19 protein-coding genes are annotated in these 18,895 nt (G+C 43.2%); 10 read left to right on the top strand and 9 right to left on the bottom strand.

The annotated features are described in order from the left end of the window. Positions 1 to 22 precede the first annotated feature (22 nt). Genes ureG through PSF28_RS09510 form a run of 7 tightly spaced genes read right to left on the bottom strand, consistent with a single transcriptional unit; the run spans position 23 to position 5,035 of the window. A complete protein-coding gene (gene ureG, locus PSF28_RS09540; protein ID WP_004908472.1) occupies positions 23 to 640 on the bottom strand; it encodes an urease accessory protein UreG in 618 nt (205 codons plus the stop codon). A gap of 10 nt (positions 641 to 650) precedes the next feature. Continuing rightward, positions 651 to 1,316, bottom strand: coding sequence for an urease accessory protein UreF (locus PSF28_RS09535; RefSeq protein WP_210837690.1), 666 nt, complete (start codon positions 1,314 to 1,316; stop codon positions 651 to 653). A 21-nt stretch (positions 1,317 to 1,337) separates the two neighbouring features. Next, positions 1,338 to 1,814: an urease accessory protein UreE gene (gene ureE, locus PSF28_RS09530; protein WP_109911748.1), complete on the bottom strand. Its 477-nt coding sequence runs from the start codon at positions 1,812 to 1,814 to the stop codon at positions 1,338 to 1,340. 23 nt (positions 1,815 to 1,837) lie between these two features. Beyond that, positions 1,838 to 3,541 carry an urease subunit alpha gene (gene ureC / locus PSF28_RS09525; protein ID WP_210837694.1) on the bottom strand — a complete coding sequence of 568 codons (1,704 nt, stop codon included), beginning with the start codon at positions 3,539 to 3,541 and terminating at the stop codon, positions 1,838 to 1,840. Next, complete coding sequence (locus PSF28_RS09520) at positions 3,541 to 3,867, bottom strand: urease subunit beta (protein ID WP_272664303.1); 327 nt, start codon at positions 3,865 to 3,867, stop codon at positions 3,541 to 3,543. The genes ureC and PSF28_RS09520 overlap by 1 nt, the downstream gene beginning before the upstream one ends. A gap of 8 nt (positions 3,868 to 3,875) precedes the next feature. Next, positions 3,876 to 4,178: an urease subunit gamma gene (locus PSF28_RS09515; protein ID WP_004908484.1), complete on the bottom strand. Its 303-nt coding sequence runs from the start codon at positions 4,176 to 4,178 to the stop codon at positions 3,876 to 3,878. Positions 4,179 to 4,198: 20 nt separating this feature from the next. After that, on the bottom strand, positions 4,199 to 5,035 hold the full coding sequence (locus PSF28_RS09510; protein ID WP_210837698.1) for an urease accessory protein UreD: 837 nt from the start codon (positions 5,033 to 5,035) through the stop codon (positions 4,199 to 4,201). A 447-nt stretch (positions 5,036 to 5,482) separates the two neighbouring features. Between PSF28_RS09510 and PSF28_RS09505 the strand changes: the two genes are divergently transcribed. The 6 genes from PSF28_RS09505 (at position 5,483) to PSF28_RS09480 (ending at position 11,289) form a co-directional block, all read left to right on the top strand. Continuing rightward, positions 5,483 to 6,340, top strand: coding sequence for an AraC family transcriptional regulator (locus tag PSF28_RS09505; RefSeq protein WP_004908486.1), 858 nt, complete (start codon positions 5,483 to 5,485; stop codon positions 6,338 to 6,340). A gap of 240 nt (positions 6,341 to 6,580) precedes the next feature. Then, on the top strand, positions 6,581 to 8,134 hold the full coding sequence (locus PSF28_RS09500; protein WP_272684010.1) for an ABC transporter substrate-binding protein: 1,554 nt from the start codon (positions 6,581 to 6,583) through the stop codon (positions 8,132 to 8,134). After that, positions 8,134 to 9,102, top strand: coding sequence for an ABC transporter permease (locus tag PSF28_RS09495; RefSeq protein ID WP_272684979.1), 969 nt, complete (start codon positions 8,134 to 8,136; stop codon positions 9,100 to 9,102). The genes PSF28_RS09500 and PSF28_RS09495 overlap by 1 nt, the downstream gene beginning before the upstream one ends. Further along, the gene (locus tag PSF28_RS09490; protein ID WP_210837704.1) at positions 9,099 to 9,911 is read left to right on the top strand and encodes an ABC transporter permease; all 813 of its coding nucleotides are present in this window, start codon (positions 9,099 to 9,101) and stop codon (positions 9,909 to 9,911) included. Before PSF28_RS09495 ends, PSF28_RS09490 begins: the two co-directional genes overlap by 4 nt. Then, entirely contained in the window at positions 9,905 to 10,681 is a 777-nt protein-coding gene (locus PSF28_RS09485; RefSeq protein WP_210837706.1) for an ATP-binding cassette domain-containing protein, read from the top strand. The genes PSF28_RS09490 and PSF28_RS09485 overlap by 7 nt, the downstream gene beginning before the upstream one ends. Positions 10,682 to 10,695: 14 nt before the next feature. Further along, entirely contained in the window at positions 10,696 to 11,289 is a 594-nt protein-coding gene (locus PSF28_RS09480) for an ATP-binding cassette domain-containing protein (protein ID WP_272685006.1), read from the top strand. Positions 11,290 to 11,321: 32 nt separating this feature from the next. Here PSF28_RS09480 and PSF28_RS09475 read toward each other — a convergent pair whose 3' ends face one another. Then, on the bottom strand, positions 11,322 to 12,866 hold the full coding sequence (locus PSF28_RS09475; RefSeq protein WP_272684978.1) for a S8 family serine peptidase: 1,545 nt from the start codon (positions 12,864 to 12,866) through the stop codon (positions 11,322 to 11,324). A gap of 258 nt (positions 12,867 to 13,124) precedes the next feature. On the opposite strand from PSF28_RS09475, the gene PSF28_RS09470 reads away from it, so the two are divergent. Then, the gene (locus PSF28_RS09470) at positions 13,125 to 15,182 is read left to right on the top strand and encodes a TonB-dependent receptor family protein (RefSeq protein WP_272684977.1); all 2,058 of its coding nucleotides are present in this window, start codon (positions 13,125 to 13,127) and stop codon (positions 15,180 to 15,182) included. Positions 15,183 to 15,221: 39 nt separating this feature from the next. Here PSF28_RS09470 and PSF28_RS09465 read toward each other — a convergent pair whose 3' ends face one another. Continuing rightward, positions 15,222 to 15,938: a Crp/Fnr family transcriptional regulator gene (locus PSF28_RS09465; protein ID WP_272684976.1), complete on the bottom strand. Its 717-nt coding sequence runs from the start codon at positions 15,936 to 15,938 to the stop codon at positions 15,222 to 15,224. Between the two features lie 95 nt (positions 15,939 to 16,033). On the opposite strand from PSF28_RS09465, the gene PSF28_RS09460 reads away from it, so the two are divergent. From PSF28_RS09460 to PSF28_RS09450, 3 genes are read left to right on the top strand one after another with little or no spacing between them, the layout of a single operon-like run. Further along, positions 16,034 to 17,122, top strand: coding sequence for an ABC transporter substrate-binding protein (locus tag PSF28_RS09460; protein WP_210840228.1), 1,089 nt, complete (start codon positions 16,034 to 16,036; stop codon positions 17,120 to 17,122). Continuing rightward, positions 17,115 to 18,134, top strand: coding sequence for a FecCD family ABC transporter permease (locus PSF28_RS09455; protein WP_272684975.1), 1,020 nt, complete (start codon positions 17,115 to 17,117; stop codon positions 18,132 to 18,134). Before PSF28_RS09460 ends, PSF28_RS09455 begins: the two co-directional genes overlap by 8 nt. After that, positions 18,131 to 18,871 (top strand): ABC transporter ATP-binding protein, encoded by a 741-nt coding sequence (locus tag PSF28_RS09450; RefSeq protein ID WP_272684974.1) that lies wholly within the window; start codon positions 18,131 to 18,133, stop codon positions 18,869 to 18,871. Before PSF28_RS09455 ends, PSF28_RS09450 begins: the two co-directional genes overlap by 4 nt. Positions 18,872 to 18,895: the final 24 nt, after the last annotated feature.

Here is an 18,895-nt window from a genome sequence, read left to right as displayed (position 1 = left end):
ATCTATATGCCGTTCAAATCTATTAACGCCTTAACATACCTTTATCGATAATAAACTCGATAATGGTTTCTAAGCCGACTTTTTTCTTTAAGTTAGTAAACACATAGGGCTTTACTGGGCGCATTCTTGCGGTATCGGCTTCCATCACTTCTAATGAAGCGCCGACATAGGGTGCAAGGTCAATTTTGTTAATTACCAATAAATCGGAATGGGTGATCCCCGGGCCGCCTTTACGTGGGATTTTTTCGCCTTCTGCAACATCGATAACATAAATAGTTAAGTCTGCCAGTTCTGGGCTAAACGTCGCGCTGAGGTTATCACCGCCGCTTTCCACAAACACGATATCAAGGTTTTTATGGCGCATGGCTAACTCTTCAACTGCCGCTAAATTCATTGATGCATCTTCACGAATCGCCGTGTGAGGGCAGCCGCCAGTTTCAACGCCAATAATGCGGTCTGCATCTAATGCTTCGGCTCGGGTTAAAATTTTGGCATCTTCTTGGGTGTAAATATCATTGGTGACAACGGCAATTTGGTAAGTGTCGCGCATGGCTTTACATAACACTTCTAATAATGCGGTTTTTCCTGAGCCAACCGGCCCACCGACACCAATTCTTAAAGGTTGATTATATTCTTGCATAGCATTTTTCTCATGAACGAAAAAGTCGTGTGTATTGGGTTTCATGCCGACTACTGGCAATAATTTGTGCAGGTGTAAAACTGCCAATATCGTCTATTGGCCAGATCGCTGATTGCGTAACCACTTCGGGTATGCGCTCAGCAAGGGTAAATAAAATATTTTGCCCTGCGCTTTGCCCTAAAGGGATAAGCTTAACACCGGACATCACAGTGTTTTCTAGCCAACCCCATGCATACGCGGTGCACAATTTTTCAACGTCAATCTGCCAATTTACGGCGGCGAGAGCGAAAGCCATTAGCTGGGTTTGTTTCACGCAGGTTTGCAGGTTAGCATCCAGTTCAATACCTAGCTGAGGAAGTAGTCGGGCAAAAGCAATTCCTCGTTGCCGTTCTTCTTGACGCAATTCTTTGGTTTCACGGCTGGCAATCATAAATTCACACCAATATTTCACCGTTTCAATATCACCAAGGGAAAGGGAAGTATGAATTTGCCGTAAAACAGGAAGCTCTAATGTTGCAATGGCATGTGTCATTTGTGCGGTTAGCCAGCCAGCAAGGGTATCAGGTGTTGTTACCCAGCCTTTTTCAATCGCCCATTCTAGGCCTTGTGAATAGGTAAATGACCCAACAGGTAAAGAAGGGCTAACTAACTGATATAAGCGCAGATCTGCTAACATAGGCAAACTCCCTGACCCCGATTAGTGGTGGTGATCATCGTGGCCGTGATGGTGGTGATGACCACCTGATGAGCCGCCATAGGCCCCTGGTTCCGGTTGGTACTTTTCTAAACCGACACTGACGGTAGCGCCTAATCCACGGGCCATATCATCTAGCACATGGTCATGAAAATAACGGCACCAGCCCGCTTCAATTTGCAATGGAACATGGCGGTTACCTAAGTGATAGCAAACGCGAGCAAGTAACAGAGCGTCATCACTGTAAACCGTAGAAACTTGCTCTTTCGCGGCTTCGATGGTGACTAACTCACCGTCTTCAGTGGATAAAACATCGCCTTCCTTCAGGATGGTTCCGCGCGGCAAAAATAGCCCCGCTTCTTGCCCATCGCTTAAGGTGACTTTTAAACGACTTTTGGTGCGCTCATCCATGGTTAAGCATAAGGTTAACGCTGTTGGTGAATGAGGTTGTGGAGCAACCACTTTAATAAATTTTTTCATTCTCTGGCTCTTTTAATTAGGGGTCAGAATAAAAAGTAACGTTGTGCCATCGGTAACTCAGTCGCTGGTTCACACACCAGTGGGATGCCATCGGCTTTGACGATATAGGTTTGTGGATCAAGTTCGATGTGGGGCACATAACTGTTGTGTACCATTGAAGCTTTGCTAATGCTTCGGCAGCCTTCAACTCGGCCTATTTGGCTCTGTAGGCCTAATTTTTCAGGAACACCTGCTTCAATACCGGCTTTTGACATAAAAATCATCGAGGTATGGTATTTTGCTTTACCTAACGCCCCAAACATCGGGCGGTAATGTACTGGCTGTGGTGTCGGAATAGCAGCGTTAATATCGCCCATTGGTGCATACGCAACCATTCCCCCTTTCATGATAAGGGCGGGTTTGATACCAAAAAATGCAGGATCCCATAATACGATATCCGCTAACTTACCGATTTCTACCGAACCGACTTCATGGGCGATACCGTGAGCGATAGCGGGGTTAATGGTGTATTTCGCCACATAGCGTTTGATACGGTTATTATCGCTATCGAGAGTGTCGCCTTCTAACGTCCCACGCTGTAATTTCATTTTATGAGCACATTGCCAAGTACGAGTAATCACTTCGCCAACGCGTCCCATGGCTTGTGAGTCTGAGGACATCACAGAAATTGCACCCATATCGTGTAAAATATCCTCCGCAGCAATGGTTTCACGGCGAATTCGAGACTCAGCAAAAGCCACATCTTCTGGAATCGATGGGTCTAAATGGTGGCAAACCATTAACATATCCAAGTGCTCATCAACGGTATTGATGGTGTATGGCATTGTAGGGTTGGTCGATGCAGGCAGAATATTCGGTTCTCCAACAGATTTGATGACGTCAGGGGCATGGCCACCGCCAGCACCTTCAGTATGGAATACGTGGATCACTCGCCCTGCAATAGCTTTCACGGTTTCTTCATAAAAACCACCTTCATTTAGCGTATCTGAATGGATAGCCACTTGCACATCCATTTCATCGGCCACATTCAAGCAATTGTGAATAGCCATTGGGGTAGCGCCCCAATCTTCGTGAATTTTTAAGCCTATTGCCCCCGCTTCGATTTGTTCGCGAATCGCTTCGGGTTGACTGACGCAGCCTTTACCAAATAGCCCGACGTTGATCGGCAGTTCATCAACGGCTTCTAACATGCGGTACATATTCCAAATACCGGGGGTGACGGTCGTGGCATTAGTACCAGCAACAGGGCCTGTTCCACCGCCTATAAAGGTGGTAACACCGGAAACAAGACCTTCTTCTGCCTGTTGTGGGCATATAAAATGAATGTGAGTATCAACGCCACCCGCGGTGATAATTTTACCTTCACCAGCAACCACTTCTGTGCCGGGGCCGATAACGATATCAACATTGGGTTGAACATCAGGGTTACCAGCTTTACCAATCCCCGCAATACGGCCGTTTTTAATTCCGATATCCGCTTTAACAATGCCCCAGTGGTCTAAAATAATGGCATTAGTGATTAACACATCGACACACTGGTCACTGGTGACTTGGCTTTGACCCATGCCGTCACGAATAACTTTACCGCCACCAAATTTGACCTCTTCACCATAGGTGGTGAAATCTTTTTCGATCTCTAAAAATAATGCTGTATCAGCTAAGCGTAAGCGGTCACCAGTTGTGGGGCCAAACATATCCGCATACGCTTGACGAGAGATTGTTTTCATTATTTATTCTCACTCTCTAACTTGCCCATGACTTTGCCATGGAAACCATAAATTTCTCGCTTGCCACTAAAAGCGACGAGTTCAACAGTACGACTTTGTCCAGGTTCAAAACGCACGGCCATACCTGCTGGGATATTCAAACGAAAACCCAGCGTGCCTTCACGTTCAAATTTCAGGGCCTCATTGACTTCATAAAAATGATAGTGAGAGCCAATTTGAATCGGGCGGTCACCATGGTTGGCAACTTGTATCGTTTGGGTTTCTCGACCTGCATTGAGTTCGATATCGCCTAAAGCGTGGTTGACTTTAATTTCACCGGGGATCATGTTGTTACCTATACAATCGGGTCGTGAATAGAAACCAGTTTTGTGCCATCAGGAAATGTACATTCCACCTGAATGTCTTTGATCATTTCCGGCACGCCTTCCATTACCTGCTCTGCGGTTAACACGGTTCGACCTTCGCTCATTAATTGAGCAACCGTCTTGCCATCACGGGCGCCTTCCATAATCGCACAACTGATCAATGCGACCGCCTCAGGGTAATTAAGCTTTAATCCACGGGCTAAACGCCTTTCAGCAACGAGGCCTGCCGTAAAAAGCAATAATTTATCTTTTTCTCTGGGGGTTAATTCCATTTTTTGCTCCTAAAAAACGTTTAAGTTGCCCAAATACGCGGCGGTTCTGGGCAATAACCTAACCAGTATTGTCTTGTTGCCTGCCAAATATGGGCGAAGCAAGCCATCATGGGCTCGGTTTGAGAACCTAATAACCGCAATACTAAAATACCGTCTACATCAGTCAGTCCATACTCAAGCGGCCTCACTTCCGTAGAGAAAAACACCGCCAAACTCTCGTGAAGTTCAGCTTTTAATTCATCGCTGGCGGGGTAGATATACAAGGAACCCACCATAGGAAATTCACGCATGACGGCAGATTGTTTTTGCGAACCCTCGATAAATATGGATTCTGCCAAGGTGAGTTTGTCATCAATATAAAACTGCAAGCGGCCCCGAATATCACCGTTGTCGAATTGCTCGTTTAATACGGGTCGGCCTAAACATTGGATTTCCCAGCCGATAAATTTTGATGAACTTGCGATTCGAATATGAGTCTCTAAGCGAACTTGAGCCTCAGGGAAAAAAATATTTTCTTGAGGTAACCATTCTAAGAACCCATTGGGCGCGACGGTTAAGCTTTGTACTTGTCGTGCAACGCCGCCCGCACTACGATAAAATTTTGTTGCACCAGGCGTGGTCAATAACGCATGGGCATGTGGTTGAACATCAATATTGATAAGGAGTTTATCCCCCCCGACAACGCCACCGGGTGGATGAAGTAAATACGTGTGTGCAATTCCTTGCTCGGGGTAGAATGGCCGCTGAACCATTAAAGGGCCGATATGTTGTTTGTCCGTTAAGCGGGTGACGCCACGTTTTAGTTCATATCGTAAAAAGATTTCAGCTAACCAGCCTGATCCTGAAAAATCAGACATACTTTCTCCTGCAACTCAGTCAACTAAAAATACGCGAACATGTTTAGCTATACGCCTAACAAAAATTGGGTAGTTATGATGTAAAAGCTAATGCAAGTAGGGTAGGGTGTGAGTGAATACCAAAATCATTATTATTATGCAGTGTTGTCGGCTGCATGTGTCTGCCGCGCGATTCTACACCTTATATCGAAAATTGCCTTTCAATTAAATAGCATTTTATTTAGAAAATGTAACAACCGTCAAAATAACAGTAAAAAATGAGCGTATATCTATATTGCGATTTCAGCGTAACAGGACTATATTCTCAGCCGCACAGGTATGGGGTTGATATGTTTTGCTACGTGACTTTATATCTATTCAACAATCCCTTTTCTTGGGAAGTCATTCTGACATTAACTGCAGTTTATAGAGATTATGGAATATAAATTCTTTCTTTCGGAAAGCCAAATGGTGCTAAAAGCGTTTTATATTGAAAACGCGATGATAGCCATGTTAACTGGCGCGAAAGGAAATGTTGTGATCAACGGTCAATCCATTGAAATTGAAACCGATGTCACCTTAATTATTCCTAAATACAGCCAAGTTTCTTGCAATATTGTGTGTAACACCGTGAATCAGCCGCTTGAATTACACACCTTATCGATGTCAGAAGAAGAATTACAATCGGTATTTTTATTACTGAAAACATTGATGAAGTCGGGTGCGCCACTGACTAGCCACCAACCTATTTACCATGTTTCTCCCCCTGAAACGGTGAGAGATAACTTTAGTTTATTAAAACAATGTTTACCATTAAAAAAACAGAGTGAATCCCAAGAAGCATTGTTAATGAAACAGAGCCTATATTTTATTTTAATGGCAGTATATCAAGAAGGTATCGATATTCTTAACCTGTTTCGTTTTAATTATGATGAACCGAAAAACCAAGCAATTACCCATTTGATAACTCAAGAACCGCAAAAAAAATGGCATTTAGACGATGTTGCGAAAGCGTTATTTACAACACCTTCAACTTTGCGTCGCCATTTGAACCGTGAAGGGGTGTCATTTCGTCAATTATTGCTAGATGTTCGAATGGGAATGGCGTTGAATTATTTAACATTTTCGAATTATTCTGTTTTTCAAATTAGTCATCGTTGCGGTTTTGGCAGTAATGCATATTTTTGCGATGTCTTTAAGCGAAAATATAATATGACGCCTTCTCAATTTCGGTTGCAATCAAGGCAGTCGAACGACCCGAATTTTATTACTAATTTGTCCTTGCACTCTAATCCAATTGAATTTGACAAAGAAATTGATGAGTAGTTGTTAAGATAGGTCAAATAACGACTTAATTTTGACGGTTTCTCGAATAAATTCGCTGTTCTATTGATGTAGCGCCTAGCAATCAGGGCGTTAAATTTAATATAACTCATATTGGTTACTCTACACATAGTGAATATCTCACCAATAGCGACATTAATGAAAATAGCTTCATTAATTATATGAAATAAAAAATAAAATCTGTCTATAGAGGGATGTATGATTAAAAATATCGTTGCCGCAATGTGCCTGATGGGGCTCACACTGCAAGTACAAGCAGTTGAACCCGCTCAATCACAAACTTTACGTTTAGCGATTGGCTCAGAGCCGACTGAAGGTTTTGACCCCATGCTCGGGTGGAGCCACGGCAGCTACCTACTGTTGCATAGCCCATTACTGAAGCAAAAAGCTGACCTTTCATGGCATAGCTATATGCTTGAAAGTTATCAACACAATGCAGATGGTAAACAGTGGACACTCAAGCTGAAAAAAGGCTTAAAATTTTCCGATGGCTCACCGTTGACGGCGAAAGATGTCGTATTTACCTATAACAATGCTGCGGCAAGTGGCGGTAAGGTGGATATGGGGAATTTTGCCAAAGCAGAGGAAATTGATCCTCTCACCGTAAAAATCACCTTATCTTCCCCACAAAGTACCTTTATTAATGTACTTGGTTCGTTAGGGATTGTTTGTGCCGATAAATATGATGCGAAAACTTATGCACATAACCCAATTGGCGCAGGCCCTTATCGTTTAGTTGCATTCCAGCCGGGGCAGCAACTGATTGTCGAGCAAAACCCGTATTATGCAGGGCCAAAAAATGACTTTGATAAAATGGTCTTTGTTTTCCTTGATGAAGATGCGGCCTTTGCTGCGGCACAAAGCAATCAACTGGAAATTGTTCGTATCCCAGCTGCGGTAGCGGCGAATGCTAATGATGTGAAAAACATGAAACTGGTTGAGCGCTATAGCGTGGAAAACCGCGGCATTTCTTTCCCAATTCCACCTGCCGGCGAGAAAGATGCTCAAGGTAACCCTATCGGTAACGACATCACTTCTGATGTTGCTGTCCGTAAAGCCATTAACTATGCACTTGACCGTAAATTATTGGCGGAATCCGTGTTGGAAGGCTTTGCCGTACCGGCTTATACTGGTGTTGCAGGGCTGCCATGGAATAGCCCAGATTCAGCTTTTAAAGATGGTGATCTTGAAAAAGCGAAATCCATTTTAGAAGAGGCGGGATGGAAGCTGAATAAAGAGGGCTTACGTGAGAAAAATGGCAAAGTGGCAAAACTGACATTATGGTATGCCAGTGGTGATACCACACGTCGTGACCTTGCGCAGGCAATCCGTTCTAGCTTAAAACCGATTGGCATCGAGATGGATTTAAAATCGGGGAGCTGGGAAACCGTTGAGCTACACATGCATGCTAACCCAACACTGTTTGGTTGGGGAAGCTTAGACCCGATGGAAATTGTCCATAATTACAGCAGCAAAGCAGCAGGTGTTGGCTTTTATAACCCCGGTTATTATAAAAATGCAGCCGTTGATGAGCTAATCGAAAAAGCGTTAGCGCAAGCTGACCAAGACGCGGCGATTCCGTTATGGCAGCAAGTAGATTGGAACGGTACCACGGGTGTTGGTATTAAAGGTGATGCTCCGTGGGCTTGGTTGATGAACCTACAACATATTTATTTACTGAATAATTGTGTTGATTTAGGTACCAGTGCTCCTGAAATTCACGGCTCTTGGTCGGTGTTAAATAATGTCGATGAATGGGCGTGGACCTGTCAGTAATGCGAACCGCACTTGGGCTTTTATTGCGATTTATTTGTTTATTAACCGTAACGGCAGCGGGGATTTTTATCCTGCTGAGTTACTCGCCAATCGACCCAATAAAAGCCTATATTGGCAATGACTTACTGCACGTGCCCCCTGAGCAATATGCGCTAATTGCTGCACGATGGGGGCTTGATCAGCCATTATGGGTACAGTTTTGGCGTTGGTTTTCACAAGTATTACAGGGGGATTTGGGCTATTCCATGCTCTATAACACCCCAGTAATTCAAGTGATTGCAGACCGCCTTGTACCTTCTTTAGCTCTGCTTATTTGTGCTTGGCTGTTCTCCGGTGTTGTTGGTTTTACACTGGGGTTGGTCTCTGGGCGTTATTTAAACCGCTGGCCAGACAAGCTTATCTCCACATTATGCTATTTACTTGCTTCAATTCCTGTTTTTTGGGTCGGTTTGCTGTTGTTGTCTTTGTTCGCGGTGACATTACAGTGGGCTCCAATATGCTGTGCTTGGCCGATAGGCTTGGATGAGCAAACGGCAACTTTTTCACAGAAACTTCATCACCTGATTTTGCCTGTCATTGCGTTGGGTATGCTAGGTGTGGGCAATATCGCATTGCATACACGTACCAAAGTTATAGAAGTGATGAGCAGTGAATTTATTCATTACGCACAGGCTCAAGGAGATAATGGCTGGCCGATGATGAGGTTTCATGTACTAAAACATGCTATTACCCCTGCAATTTGTTTGCAGTTTGCTTCTGTTGGTGAATTATTGAGCGGAGCATTGCTAGCTGAAAAAGTATTTGCCTATCCAGGCCTTGGTCAGGCGACGATTGATGCGGGGCTACGTGGAGATATTCCCTTGTTGATGGGGATCGTCATGTTATGTGCTGCGCTAATATTTTTAAGCAATACGGTAGCCGATAGCCTACTAAAAAAAGTGAATAAGGGAGTGATGAGAGAATCATGACCTATAACCCTAATCGCGCTTTATTTAAGTTAGCTCTTTCGTTGCTTTTATTGGTCATCGTCAGTATTTATGCGTTTGGCCTCTCCTTCAATGATATTGAAATGAATTTACTCGATAGGCGTTTGCCACCTTCGTGGGCGCACCTATTTGGTACAGATAATTTAGGACGTGATTTATTTGCTAGAACCTTTCAAGGTGTGGCAACAAGTTTGCAAATCGGCCTTATGGCTGCCATTACCAGTGGTTTCATTGCACTTGTCATGGCGGGGTTATCTTCAATAAGCAAAGTTATGGACTACGTGGTGCGCGGCATTATTGATGCTATGTTGGCATTGCCACATCTTTTATTACTGGTATTGATTTGTTTTACGCTGGGTGGCGGAAAAATGGGGGTGATTTGGGCCGTTGCACTGACACATTGGCCAAAATTAGCCTTAATTTTACGTTCGGAGTTACAACGAGTTAGCCAGTCAGATTACATTATGTTATCTCAACGTATTGGTAACAGTGCGTTTTACCGCTGGCGCTATCACTATTTACCCATGATTTTGCCGCAATGGATGGTAGGAACGTTGTTAATGTTTCCCCACGCGGTTTTACACAGTGCGGCATTAAGTTTCTTAGGTTTTGGTTTATCGCCTCATGAACCCTCACTGGGTATTTTATTGTCTGATGCATTGCGCTACCTCAGCACAGGAGCTTGGTGGCTGGTGGTTTTCCCAGGCGTTGCATTAGTCGGGTTAGTGTTATTATTTGACCAATTTGCTAAGGCCTTGCAGCAGCTATGGTTGAAGGGGGCCGTATGTTGAGTCTTGATAATCTCACCGTGGATGTCGCGCAGTTTCGTTGGTTAGGACGTAAACGTTGGGCTCCGTTACTCCAAGGAATTTCCTTGGATATTCAGCCCGGTGAGATGGTTGCATTGGTGGGTGGGAGCGGGGAAGGTAAGAGCTTGTTATTACAAAGTGTTTTGGGGTTACTTCCCCATAATATGCGCTGTCGTGGCGGTATTCACCTTAATGGTAAAAAGCTGACTGAACAAAACAAAGCTCAGCACCGCGGCAATGCATTATGTTATATCCCTCAAGGGGTTAGTGCGCTTAATCCGTTAATTCGTATCGGTCCACAATTAGAACGTGCCGCAGTGTTAAGCGGGCAGCATATTAAAATGCACGATGTTGCGCGGCACTTACAGCAATATAATTTGCAAAGCTCACTAGTGGATAGCTACCCAAACCAGTTATCCGGTGGAATGGCAAAACGGGTACTCGCCAGCAGTGCGACACTTTCTTGCGCGCAATATATTTTAGCGGATGAAATTTCATCATGGTTGGATGACGAGCATGCGATGCAACTGCTCGAAAATATTAAATCACTGTGTCACGATGGCCGAGGTGTTTTATGGGTCACCCATGATTTATCCATGGCTGTGCGTTTTGCCGACCGTATCGCCTTATTGCGTAATGGAGAGTTGGAAGACGTGCTAAGCAGCCAACAACTGCAACAAGGCGGAGGTGGGCCGTGGCTGCAATCATTATGGAATGCGTTACCTGAACATCAATTTATGGCAAGTAAATGAGTATCACTGAACCTATTTTACAAGTAAATAATTTATGTATTGATCAAGGTGAGCAACGGCTGTGGGATGACTTTAATTTGTCACTGGCTAGCGGTGAACGCCTTGGAATATCTGCGCCTAGTGGCTTTGGTAAAACTACGTTAGGCCGAGTATTAGCTCAGTGGCAAACGGCATTCAAAGGAACCATTTTATTTGAAGGCCAACCATTGGCTCAACATGGTTATTGCCCGATTCAATTAGTCCCTCAGCATCCAGAAAAAAGTTTTAACCCATACCGTAAGGTCGGTGCGAGTGTATTTGATGCTTGGCAGCCAGATTCTCACTGGTTAGCGCGTTTTTCGATTAAACCTGCATGGCTAGAAAGGCTTCCCAGTGAGTTATCCGGTGGTGAGCTTGCTCGTATCGCCTTATTGCGGGCCCTTGACCCGCGAACGAAAATTTTGATTGCTGATGAAATCACCGCACAGTTAGACGCTAATTTGCAAAAAGAGATTTGGCAGTTGTTAGTGAGATTATCGGAAGAGCGACCCCTGGCGATGATTATTTTTAGCCATAACAAAGCGTTATTAGAGAAAGTGTGTAGCCGGGTTATCTCACTAGTCAAATAATAGGCCGATATTATGGCTTAACGATAGCTGAATTATTCAGTAATTTGGGCGAGCTTATCAATTTCTTTTAATAACTGATTTACATTGGGCCGATAGCCTATCCCATCGTTAACACCTTCCGTATAGGTCGATTTACTTATCAATTCGCGCATTCCCCACGCTGACAGAATAATTTGATGCTGTTTAGCATAGCCTTGAATTAATGCGAGTGCACCTGAACATAGTGGTGTTGCACTCGATGTTCCTGAATAACGGTCGGTATAATTGCGTTCATTGCCGGGGTGTTTTTGTAGTTTTCCATAGCCTGTGGTGGTCACACTCCAATCTCCCCATGAATTAATCAGTGAGCTTGTTTGATTATAATTTGAAAAAAGCGCACGTTTCCCAGTGTAGTGGTAACAAGCGCCTACTAACATGCTGCCATTGTCACCGAAATCATCCATAACCTCGGGTTTGCTTAAATCCAAGCCACCATTCCCTGCTGCTAGAAGAACGGTTGCACCTTTATCGACCATAATTTTAATTCTTTCCCACCAATTACGGATGGATGTGATAGGAAGCAATTTATTCTCAATGCGAAATTGGAGGTCGAAACTAACAATGTCACCCGGCTGAGTATCATCCGTAAGTTGATCTAAGTCGTCAGTATCATAGAAATAAAATTGGCAACCATGTGCAATGCCAGTGACACCAAATTCATTTTTAGTCGCAATTATGCAACCTGTTGAAGCGGTACCATGGTTACAATCTTGCGTTTCAGGTCGGCTACTTACCACAGCAAGGTTTGCATCTTTAAAATCTTCATGGTTTTGGTATACACCAAAATCCATATGGCGAACAACCGCTAGTGAGCCATCAATATTTTTTGCCCATGCCTCTCTCACATTCATACCCATTGGGGCATCTAAATATTTTTGTAACTCGGTGAAATCGGGGGTTATCTCATCACTACTGATCTCTTCTTCAATAGTTTGGCTATTGATAGGGAGTTTGGGAGGCTGGTAGCCTGTTGTGTTGGGGCAGATGCAGCAGTAGCTGACACAATCTAATTTTTCAAGCCGTTGCGATATTTCAAGCAAATCGTCATAATTATTTTCTCCATAAAGGTTAAAATATTCACATTGCGTAACGGAAGAGCGAATATTTAATTTAATCAAAATTAATTTTGAATTAACTAATTCATTTGATAAAGCATCCATAATAAAATGCGAACTTTTTATTTTAGATTTAATTTCTAAAAAATATTTATTAATCCCATCAATTTTATGGTTGATGGTTTTCGATTTTATTTCTGCTTTAATTTTTTTATTGATTTCCTGATGGGGAAGACGATAGCTAACAGGGCTATCAATTAAGTGTAAAATATTTTTATTACTATCAACAAATGAGATGGTTACATGGTAGTTCCCCGATTTACCTACCTTGAAAAGATAATGATCATTATTAGTTGATATGGTTTCTATATTTTCATTATCTAAAAATAAGCTAATGGTGACTGTTTTTTTGTTTCTATTATCAAAATTAACGACAATGCCATTTGAATCCTTATCGATAAATTTAAAGGTTTTTATATTCATATATTCTCTTTTTATATAGCATATGTTGATATGCTTTTAGTTATTTAAGTATTAGGTTGGGTACGTTATTTAAAATTGAAAATGAATTTACGACAAGATTGATAATTTAATAGAATTTAATGGAAACTATAATTTTAATATAAATAATAAATTAATTTATTTTGGTTTTGACAAATGTCATAGGGATATCTATACCCATCCTCTATTTTAAACTCCTTAAATGAAAATGATAACCATTACTATTATTGGGGTGAATATATGTCTTATCGTTTAAAGCGGCACCAATTGGCCCATTGTATTGCTCTAACTTTAGGCATAGGAACTTTGGCGATACCAATTGGGTTCGCTGCACCAGTAGGCACACCAGACAAACTGATCGTTACGTATTCAACAGGCCAAAGCCGTTTGTCACCGAGTGAGCAGCAAGAAAAAGATAAACTTGAAAAAGTGGCTGGTGGAACAAATTTAGTTGTTATCGAAAAAGATACTCGCCTTGCTACCTTACAAGACGCCCTGGATTACCAGCCTGGGTTGGTTATCCAAAATTTCTTTGGGGGGATTGACCAGCCACGTTTAAATATTCGCGGCTCTGGCGTGCAAAGCGCACCGCTTGCTCGTGGTGTATTGCTGCTGCAAGATGGCTTACCCGCAACGGATGCAGACGGCAGTTTTCACATCAGTACCTTAGAAATGCGTGATGCGCGGATGGTGAGCGTACGCCGTGGTGCAAATAGCCTTAACCCACAAAGTAATAGCTTGGGCGGTGAATTGGATGTGCTCTCTTACACTGGAGGAACTGAGCAAGGGCGCCTACGTTATGAGTACGGCTCCCATGGGCGCGAAGGGTTACAAACCGCCTTCGGTGGTGTTTCTGATGATGGGTTATTTGATGGGCGTGTGAATTTCACTTATGACCATTTTGATGGTTATCGCAAACACTCTGCTTCCCAACGTAAAACGTTACGCAGCAACTTTGGTTATGTGACTGATAACTTTGAAAACCGAACATGGTTGAGTTGGACAGATTTGCGCTTTGACGTTGCGGGGCCAGTTTCTGAAGAGGTATTAAATAATAACCCAACAGAGGTGTACCCAATGGTTTGGTTGCGTGATCCTCACCGTAATGTTGAACAATTCCGAGTGGCTAACCGCTCTGACTGGCAAGTGGATAACCAAGCAATTGGTGCAGGAGTTTGGCATATTCGTACCCATGATAATTTTACCACTCCCGCTTACTACCGCTTTAGCCGCAGCCACAGTGAAGGGCTGCAATTTACCTATAATATTGAAACTGAGCCCGTGACATATCGTACGGCACTGGCATGGGACCAAATGACCTTGCAGACTGAATTAATGCAAAATCGTAAAGGGACACCCGCAGACAAAACTAAAATAGGTAAATATGATGGCCGAGCGGAAAACCTCTATGGCAGTGTTGGGGTAGACTTACATATTACGCCAACAGTGGCTGTTAATTTAGATGTCAAAGGTACGCATGCGCGCCGCGATGTAGAAAAGCGACAGAGTCATTTGTCGTTAGACCAAAGTTGGACATTTTGGACACCAAAAGCGGGAGTGATTTGGCGCCCAACGGAAAGCCAGCGTTACTTTGCCAATATCAGTGCGAGTGAAGAACCTGCAACATTTTGGGAAATTATTAACTCCAGCAATGGAAAATTAACGAAACTCTCACCACAAAAAGCCATTACTTATGAAATTGGGGGAGAAGGCGATGTCACCGATGGGTTGAAATGGAGCCTTGCGCTGTACCGTAGCCAAATTAAAGATGAGTATATTACCACTTATGACAGTGCAGGGACGGTGGTTGGCGTATTTAATTATGCCACGAAAACTCGCCATCAAGGCTTAGAAGCTGGGCTTACAGGACGTGTTGGCGCAGGTCCGGGGGATATCAATTACCGAGTTTCTTGGACTTATAACGATTTCCGTTTCATGGGCGGTGAATATAATGGCAACTATATCGCGGGTATTCCGCGTAATATTGTTACTGCCGAGGTGTTATATGAAATTGGGGATTGGAGTGTTGGGCCTAATATTCATTGGGCACCTACGGATATGGCAGTTGACCACCAAAACAACCTTGATATTCAAAAACGTAAACATTATGCCGTACTGGGGCTGAAAGGCAGTTATAAGCCTACAGAGCAGTGGTCTGTGTATTTATCGATGGATAATTTAACTGATGAGCGTTATGCAACAACATCGGTTGCCAACCAAACTGTCACAGCAAAAGACAGCACCTTATTCCCCGGCATGGGGTTTAATGTGAATGGCGGTGTAACCTATAATTTCTAATAATGAATAAACGCATTAATATTGGTTAATGCGTGGTTGTTAAAATGGGCGCTGTGCAGAAATAGATAATTGCGTTAAGTAGTTTTCATTATGGATATGCACAGTGTCTTTCTCGATATCAATAAACCCTTTTTGCCGCCACCCAGAAACCAACCGACTGAGTGTTTCGTAGCGTATGCCTAATTTAGCCGCGAGCTGGCCCCGTGATAAAGGTAAAACAATATCTGAAGTGAGTTGTTTATGTTTTAAATCAAGAATATAAGCAGCCAAGCGTTGTTCAGCAGAACTTGAAGTTAGCCAATCAATATGGTTAATGTTTTCATACAGTTTGCTACTAAAACGCATGAGTAGCTTTTCCATAATTTGTGGGCAGGCATGGCAAAGTCGTAAAATATCCCGTTTATCTAGTAGCAAGGCTTCACCGTCGGTTTTTGCCCGTAAACTCATCGGATAGCGGTTATGTGGCATAAAAACGGCTGCGATGGCAACAATTTCCCCTGTACAAAATAAACCAAAAATTTTTTCCTCGCCCAAATAAGTGTGGCGATACACCTCGATTTGCCCGCTTATCATCAAAGGGCAATGCTTAAATGGTTCTCCTTCATGGTTCAGAATTTCACCACTTTTAAAGCGAATATGGCTACAATTTTCCAGCAGTAATGCCAGTTTTTCATCTTCTATCCCATTAAACAGTAAGCACGATTTTATGGCATTGAGTGATTGTGTATGGGGGAAAACGTTTTTGACAAATGTCATAGGTCATCCTCTTACGCCGTCTTAGAATGGCATAAGTATAAATGATAATCATACACATTATCAATTGAGATCTTAGCAGAGAGCTGAATAACCCTATGATAAATAATGCTTTTAGACTCATCACCGTTTTTCTGACCTTGGGGGGGATGGGCAACGTATATGCATCACAAGCCGTTGATTTCACAGATATGTCAGGGGATAAAATTCATTTGTCAGCCCCTGCAAAACGTATTGTCGTGATCCCAATTCCTGCCGCTTCGATGTTAGTTGGTATGGATGAAAGCAGTGAAAAATTAGTTGGAATGCATCCTTTTGCAAAGGTTGCTGCGCGAGATGGCATGCTAAGCCAAATGTTTTCTCCTGTTTTACAGGTGAATTCAAATGTCGTAGGTAACAACTTTACACCAAATATTGAAGCATTGCTTAATGTGGAGCCCGATCTGGTATGGCAATGGGGTCATCGAGGGGATGATATTATTTCCCCTATGCGTGATGCAGGGCTGACTGTTGCTACGTTAGATTATGGGCAAGAGCGCTATACGCAAGAGTGGGTTCACCTAATGGGGCAAACACTTGGCCACAATGATAAAGCACAGAAGATGATCCAGTGGCGCCAACAAGTTGTCGATATACTCTCAGCCACCACCGCTGAAATACCAGAAGCGCAGCAGCCTCGTGTTCTGTATCTCTCTCATTTTAACCAGAGTATTCAAACATTTGGCTCAACATCACACAACAATGCCGATTTTGCACTGGCAGGTGGGGTGAGTTTAAACCGCGACCTCACTGGGCCAAGAACGCTCAATATTGAGCAGATCCTTGTTTGGGACCCTGACATTATTCTATTGGGTAATTTCGAAGAGGGGTTATCGCCAGCTGACGTTTATCGCAATCTCATGTTAAGCGAAGTCACTGCAGTGAAAAACCAGCGCGTATATAAGCTTCCTATTGGTGGTTTTATCTGGGATGCGCCAAACCAAGAAACACCGCTGTACTGGCAATGGTTATCAATGATTTTTCATCCAGAAACGATGAAAATGCCATTGCGTGAAGAAATTCGCCTGAGATATCAGCAACTTTATGGTTATGACGTGTCAGATGAGCAAATTGACGGTATTTTGCAAATGGAGATGAACAAAAATAGCCAGCACTACATCTCTTTAATGGGGAAACCGCATGCGTAAGCCCCAATATCTTTGGCTCGTTTTCGCCATTTGCCTAGTGTTGACCTTTGTTTTGGCACTAAGTTGTGGCCGCTACCCGGTTTCGTTTTCTGCGGTTTGGCATATTCTCTATGACACCATTTTGGGCAACGAAATGATGGGGAACTATAGTCGTACGGAACAAAATGTCGTGTTAAATGTGCGTTTACCACGCGTTCTGATAGCAGGTACAGCAGGGGCAGGGTTAGCGGTGGCTGGGGCGGCTTTGCAAGGCATTTTCCGTAACCCATTAGTTGGGCCGCAAATTATTGGCGTCTCATCAGGAGCCGCATTGGGGGGCGCACTAGCTATTTTGTTATTTTCTTCTTTGTTGATCACCATTTCATTGGCTTTTGTCGGTGGGTTGTTAGCTATCGTGCTGGTTTTTTTGCTCGGCTTGAATCGCCAAGGTAGCCAGCTATTAATGTTAATTCTTGCGGGGGTGATTATTAATGCTTTTTTTGCTGCATTAATTTCGTTAATTACCTATTTTGCAGACCCTAATAATACTTTGCAAACCATTGTTTTTTGGCTTATGGGCAGCTTTGCCAGTGCGTCTTATCTTAAACTTAATATTGTTTTTCCTGTTGTTATGGTCTGTGTTTTAGTCATTTTTGCACTGCGTTTTCGTATCAATGTGCTCTCCTTAGGGGAAGAAAATGCACAAGCCTTAGGGATGAAAATTAATAGAACCCGTTGGGCCGTGTTACTCAGCGTGACCTTGATCACTAGTGCGACAGTGGCGGTATCCGGCACCATCGGCTGGGTAGGGCTGATTGTTCCGCATATTGCACGGCTAGTGGTAGGACATGATCACCGGATATTACTGCCTGCTAGTGCAGTTATTGGTGGGATTTATATGGTGGCTGTCGACACTTTTGCCCGCAGTATGACGAATGCAGAAATTCCATTAAGTGTGATCACCGCACTCATCGGTGCCCCCATTTTTGCTCTACTGATCCATACATTAAATAAAAAGGTGGCCGATTTATGATCCAAGTTGAGCACCTTAATTTCAAAATTGCACAGCGCCAGTTATTTACGAATTTAACTTTTCGGCAGCCAAAAGGCAGTATTGGCGCAATTTTAGGGCCGAATGGCCGTGGAAAAACCACCTTATTAAAACTCTTGCTCGGTTTACAAAAAGGAGCCACTGGCAATATTTCACTAAATGCCCCCATCGCTTATGTTCCACAGCTTAGCGGTTCATTATTTCATTATTCTGTTCGCACCATGGTGAGTCTCGGGCGTATTCGTCACTTGCCGTGGTATGCCTCACCCAATGAAAAAGATAACCAAATTGTAGAGCAGTGTTTAGCGTACTTAGGCATAAGTAATTTTGCGAACCAACCCTTTAACTGTCTCAGTGGCGGGGAAAAACAAATGGTCATGATTGCGAGAGCATTAGCCAGTGAACCAGAAATTTTGATTCTGGACGAACCGACATCCGCGTTGGACCTTGCCAACCAAGACAGTGTGCTCAGCGTTTTACGTGATTTAGCCATACATCGCGGAATGACTATCTTATTTACGAGTCATTATCCACAGCATGCGCTGCATATCGCTGACTATTCATTATTGCTGTTTAACAGTAGCTGCTGTTTATTTGGTGAAACTGAACAAATTTTAACGGAAGAAAACCTGACACAACTGTACCAATTACCTGTTGCAATTACGCCAATGGACTATCAAGGCCGGCAGACCCAAGGGGTCATTCCGCTATTTAGATAACTGAATGAAAATGATTGAATTAAG

The sequence above is a fragment of the Providencia sp. PROV130 genome (genome assembly GCF_028482225.1).
Classification (GTDB): Bacteria; Pseudomonadota; Gammaproteobacteria; order Enterobacterales; family Enterobacteriaceae; genus Providencia; species Providencia rettgeri.
The sequence above is the reverse complement of the archived record's forward strand: the minus strand, read 5'-3'. Positions and strand labels throughout refer to the sequence as shown.

Coding starts and splice junctions, on each gene's coding strand:
- ureE (WP_109911748.1), bottom strand. CDS start 1,814: ATGAAAAAATTTATTAAAGTGGTTGCTCCACAACCTCATTCACCAACA.
- PSF28_RS09470 (WP_272684977.1), top strand. CDS start 13,125: ATGTCTTATCGTTTAAAGCGGCACCAATTGGCCCATTGTATTGCTCTA.
- PSF28_RS09490 (WP_210837704.1), top strand. CDS start 9,099: ATGACCTATAACCCTAATCGCGCTTTATTTAAGTTAGCTCTTTCGTTG.
- PSF28_RS09510 (WP_210837698.1), bottom strand. CDS start 5,035: ATGTCTGATTTTTCAGGATCAGGCTGGTTAGCTGAAATCTTTTTACGA.
- PSF28_RS09500 (WP_272684010.1), top strand. CDS start 6,581: ATGTGCCTGATGGGGCTCACACTGCAAGTACAAGCAGTTGAACCCGCT.
- PSF28_RS09520 (WP_272664303.1), bottom strand. CDS start 3,867: ATGATCCCCGGTGAAATTAAAGTCAACCACGCTTTAGGCGATATCGAA.
- ureC (WP_210837694.1), bottom strand. CDS start 3,541: ATGAAAACAATCTCTCGTCAAGCGTATGCGGATATGTTTGGCCCCACA.
- PSF28_RS09475 (WP_272684978.1), bottom strand. CDS start 12,866: ATGAATATAAAAACCTTTAAATTTATCGATAAGGATTCAAATGGCATT.
- PSF28_RS09505 (WP_004908486.1), top strand. CDS start 5,483: ATGGTGCTAAAAGCGTTTTATATTGAAAACGCGATGATAGCCATGTTA.
- PSF28_RS09515 (WP_004908484.1), bottom strand. CDS start 4,178: ATGGAATTAACCCCCAGAGAAAAAGATAAATTATTGCTTTTTACGGCA.
- PSF28_RS09460 (WP_210840228.1), top strand. CDS start 16,034: ATGATAAATAATGCTTTTAGACTCATCACCGTTTTTCTGACCTTGGGG.
- PSF28_RS09535 (WP_210837690.1), bottom strand. CDS start 1,316: ATGTTAGCAGATCTGCGCTTATATCAGTTAGTTAGCCCTTCTTTACCT.
- PSF28_RS09450 (WP_272684974.1), top strand. CDS start 18,131: ATGATCCAAGTTGAGCACCTTAATTTCAAAATTGCACAGCGCCAGTTA.
- PSF28_RS09495 (WP_272684979.1), top strand. CDS start 8,134: ATGCGAACCGCACTTGGGCTTTTATTGCGATTTATTTGTTTATTAACC.
- PSF28_RS09465 (WP_272684976.1), bottom strand. CDS start 15,938: ATGACATTTGTCAAAAACGTTTTCCCCCATACACAATCACTCAATGCC.
- PSF28_RS09485 (WP_210837706.1), top strand. CDS start 9,905: ATGTTGAGTCTTGATAATCTCACCGTGGATGTCGCGCAGTTTCGTTGG.
- PSF28_RS09455 (WP_272684975.1), top strand. CDS start 17,115: ATGCGTAAGCCCCAATATCTTTGGCTCGTTTTCGCCATTTGCCTAGTG.
- ureG (WP_004908472.1), bottom strand. CDS start 640: ATGCAAGAATATAATCAACCTTTAAGAATTGGTGTCGGTGGGCCGGTT.